Source organism: Flavobacterium aureirubrum (assembly GCF_038739835.1).
Lineage (GTDB): Bacteria > Bacteroidota > Bacteroidia > Flavobacteriales > Flavobacteriaceae > Flavobacterium > Flavobacterium aureirubrum.
Genome location: NZ_JBCGDO010000155.1, coordinates 1 through 281 on the forward strand (window position 1 = coordinate 1; position 281 = coordinate 281).

Here is a 281-nt window from a genome sequence, read left to right on the forward strand (position 1 = left end):
TGAAAGTTCATCGAATGCTTTTTTTCTTAGCATGAGTGATGGATGTACCATGAAATTATTTCTAAGTGAAGCTGATTTTATGTCTTCATGTTTTTCAGTAACTAGAATACTTTTTTGTGTTCCTATTATGGTATAAAATGAACCACAAACAATAACATCAGGATTTTTCTCTAAAAAAGCTATTTGTTTTGCAAAACGTTCTGGTAAACTAATATCATCTCCATCCATGCGAGACATATAGTCACCTTTTGCTATTTTGAAACCTAAATTTAAACTCGTGG

Annotated in this window: 1 protein-coding gene; it reads right to left on the reverse strand. The window is 31.0% G+C overall.

Features of this window, described 5'->3' with window-relative positions:
• A partial coding sequence (locus WFZ85_RS16330) for a glycosyltransferase (RefSeq protein WP_342697292.1) occupies positions 1-281 on the reverse strand: 281 nt, incomplete at both ends.